3 protein-coding genes are annotated in these 3,477 nt (G+C 58.3%); all 3 read right to left on the minus strand.

Annotated elements, in window-relative coordinates:
• Window positions 1-1,142, minus strand: a 1,142-nt coding sequence (locus ACH2EH_RS18165) for an ABC transporter ATP-binding protein (protein ID WP_395143818.1), incomplete at its 3' end; no start/stop codon positions are given.
• 210 nt (window positions 1,143-1,352) lie between these two features.
• A complete protein-coding gene (locus tag ACH2EH_RS18170; RefSeq protein WP_395143820.1) occupies window positions 1,353-3,233 on the minus strand; it encodes an ATP-binding protein in 1,881 nt (626 codons plus the stop codon).
• Between the two features lie 16 nt (window positions 3,234-3,249).
• The coding region (locus tag ACH2EH_RS18175; protein WP_395143822.1) for a hypothetical protein at window positions 3,250-3,477 on the minus strand (228 nt) is incomplete at its 5' end.

The following is a 3,477-nucleotide window of genomic DNA, read 5'->3' on the forward strand; positions in this document are numbered from 1 at the left end:
CTGCCACTGCCGCCCACAAAGGCGATCATCTGGCCGGGCTCGACGGTTAAGTCAATGCCCTTGAGGACGTACTGATCGGGCTCGTAGGAAAACCAGACACTCTCATAGACCACGCGCCCCGAGATTTTTGGAAGGGGCGGGGCTTGCAGATCATTCGTGACCACAGGCACGGTGTCTAGGAGGTCGAAAATACGGCGCAGGCTGGCCTGAGCGCGGGCAAGCTGGTCGTTGAGCTGGATCAGGCGCACGGTCGGGGCGTAGAGATAGGCCGTCACCAGAACCAGAAACGCCACGAGATCGCCCTGCCGTAGCTCGCCGTTGATCACTGCCTGGCCCCCAACACAAAGCACCGTAGCCGTCCCGATAGCGGTGATGAACTCGGCGCGGGCAAAGAGCAGCGTCCCCATGTTGCTCTGTCGGATATTGAGGTTTAAGTTATCACGGTTCAGGTGGGTGTAGCTGCGCACCTCGGAGCGCTCTTGGGCATAGGACTTCACCACCTGAATCCCCGCCAGCTTCTCCTGCAAGTCCGAGAGAATCACCCCGCGTAGCTCGCTGATCTTGCTGGCGTTTTCCTTGAGCAGCGTGCGGGAGAAGACATAGTTCAAGATATAGATGGGGTAGACCGCGAGGGCGAGAAGTGCGAGGCGCGGGTTCTGCATAAAGATCAGGATCAAAACGCCAATCAGGGTCACCGAGTCCTGGATGATCGTCACAAAGGCACCGGTAATCAGCCCATTGACTTGGCCTACATCATTGACCAGCGTGGCGACAATCTTCCCGGTTTGGGACTTCTCAAAAAAGCCCTGCGAGAGCTCCTGAAGATGCGTGTAAAGCCGGACGCGCATGTCGAGCAGAAAGCGCTGGCCCATCGCCTGAATCGTCACGCCCATCACGTAGCTCATCAACCCCGCCGCGAGTGAGACGAGCAACAATAAAATAAAGGCTCCCGTGAGGCTGGAAAACGGTCCGGGCAGGTGAAATGGCTGAGGTTTACGTGGATCGAGGAAGTTGAATATCTGCTTGATGAGCCCTGGTGTTTGGAGGGAGAGTAGTGCCGAGACCAGAGTCAGAAACGCGATCCACGCCTGTGTGGCCCGGTACTTTCCCAGCTCTCGAATGAATCGCCCGATCTGCCCCATGGTGCGTTTAGTCTACCATAGGGCTACTCGTGAGAATCGCTCCCATGATCTCGCCCCCATAAACGGGGGCGTCTTATTGTCCTCGTTCCTCGGACACAAAGGCCACTTCGGGCCATACCGAGTTTACTTCTCTTTCATGGGCGGCACGCCCTTCGTGTCGCGAAGCGACAAAAAGACGCCCCGGTTTATCGGAGCGATCCAAACGGGCACTCAATCGAAATCCAGCGTCCGGGCTTTCTCGAAAGACTCCTCGTCTTTGTAGCCGCGTGTGGGTAGAGGAGTGTTGCGCACTTTGGGCACACCGGAGTAATCTGCCCAGGGGTTGGCGGCGACGAAATCCTCGTAGCGGGTGAACATCTCTACGAAGATCGGGCTGCCAGTAAAGCTCAAAGGCGAGGCGGGGCCGGTGAACATAAAGGGGTACTGCTTGCGGCTCTGCGGGTCCACAAACGAGCGGTAGAGCGAGAGCGCCTCGGGGTCGCCCACCAGCTCATTTAAGTTCGCTAGCTCACTGCCCATCGTGAGGCCGTAGCCAAACGCGCAGAGCCGGAGCTGCCCGATAATCTCACGGTGCAGGCTGGCGAGGGTCTGGGTGATGAATAAATACCCCAGACCGTACTTTCTTGTGGTGCGCACCGCGTCCACGAACTCCGTAGTGAGCTTGGACATCTCGGTGGTGTCCGACGAGCGGGTGAAGTTGCGCACAAACCGATGGGCCTCATCGAGCGCCACGAGGCAGTTGAGCTGCTTGCCTTGTGCAAATGCTTCCCCGCCCTCACGGTTGAGCGTACTGGCGATCTCTTTCAGGAGCAACGCTTTGATTTCATCGTCGTCTTTGAACTCCGTGCCCTCGCCGGAGATGTCCAGAAAGATAAAGGGCTGCGTGTCGGTCTCGGCGGTGCGGATCATAGACGCCACGACTTGCGAGAGGGGGGTGCGCTCATTGCCCTTGGAGTCAATTTTCTGGAACATGTCCAGCGCCGTCGTCCAGCGCTTCTGGCAGTCCGTGAACTCCTCGGCGTCGCTGAGTATCTGGCGCAGGCGCTCGGCGAGCTGCTCGCGGCGCTCTTTTCCGGTGTAGATGCGCTCCAGAGATTTCTCATCGGCGATCCAGAGCGTCAGCGTGTCGCGCAGCAAGTTCCCCGGCGCGGCATCGAGTTTTGCGCCCGCAGCAGTCAGCGCTTTTCGCACGTGGTTGTAGAGAACCTCGACAGCGATCTCGGCGTTGTCGGCGTTTTTGATGCCGAGGAACTGGTAGAACTTCGCCTTGGCGAGTAATTCGCAGAACTGAAGCGCGTTGTCGCCGAGGCGCAGGCCCGTTGCCATTTTATAGACTTTCACATCGCGGCCCTGGGCAAAGAGTGCGCGGTGGAGGTCAAAGGGCAGCCCCCAGCCGCTAGAGAACTGGCCTTGAGGGTCAATAAACAAGACACCCATCTCGCGCTGGCGGGCGTAGCAGAGGAGCAAGTAGGCAGCGAGGCCGCTCTTACCCGAGCCGGTCTTGCCGAACACCCCGATATGGTATGCCTCGCCCACGCCGCCGGTGCCCTTGCCAAAGTGCCGCAGGTGCTGGGGCATCTTGACCTGTGTGCCGAACACTCTCCCGAGGTAGACAATCTCCTTTTGGTGCTTTTCCAGAAGTATGGAAAGAACTTCATCGCGCACGGCGTAGACCGCTTTCCCGGTGCTGGGCGATGTGCCCAGCATGTCTTCGCTGGAGAACTCCTCGCCTTTTTCGTTCTCGCTGATCATAAACGCGGCCTGCACACTGATCGTCGCCGTGCGCACATCGGCGCGCCCCGAGAGATTTTGCAGTTCACCCTGCCGCTTGATGATCCCGCGAAAAGCCATGTCCTCGTGCCAGCGGTTCTTGGTCTCCACCCGGCTGATCTGCCCCAGCACCGCCATCTGCTGCCCTTCGTGCGGTAAGACCAAGTACACCATCTGCCCACGAATCCGCGAGTTTTCCGCGCTCTCTAAAATATCAATCGTGATCTGATTGGTGTCCGACGGCGACCCGACCACGCCAATCGGAACCGCCTGGTTCTCTTCCTGAAGAACCTCTATCACCCGCCCACGCTCTTTCCGCATGGCGACAGTGTACCGTTTAGAGACCGGGTTTCAGCTCACGCCAGCGCAGAAGGAGCACAATCGTTGCGGCAATCGCATGAACCAGAAAGAGCCACGCAACAATGCCGTTGAACTGTATTCCTGCAAAACATAAGACGGTGTAAAATGCCATCGCCCAGTCGCGCTGGTGAGCGAGCCGGTACGCAATTAAGAGTTGTCCCAAACAGAGTGCAATACCAAGAATATACATAGGAGTACCTAGCCC

It is taken from the genome of Armatimonas sp. (assembly GCF_043760365.1).
Classification (GTDB): Bacteria; Armatimonadota; Armatimonadia; order Armatimonadales; family Armatimonadaceae; genus Armatimonas.

Excerpts from the sequence above, each read along its gene's own strand:
- ACH2EH_RS18170 (WP_395143820.1), bottom strand. The coding sequence starts at position 3,233 with ATGCGGAAAGAGCGTGGGCGGGTGATAGAGGTTCTTCAGGAAGAGAAC.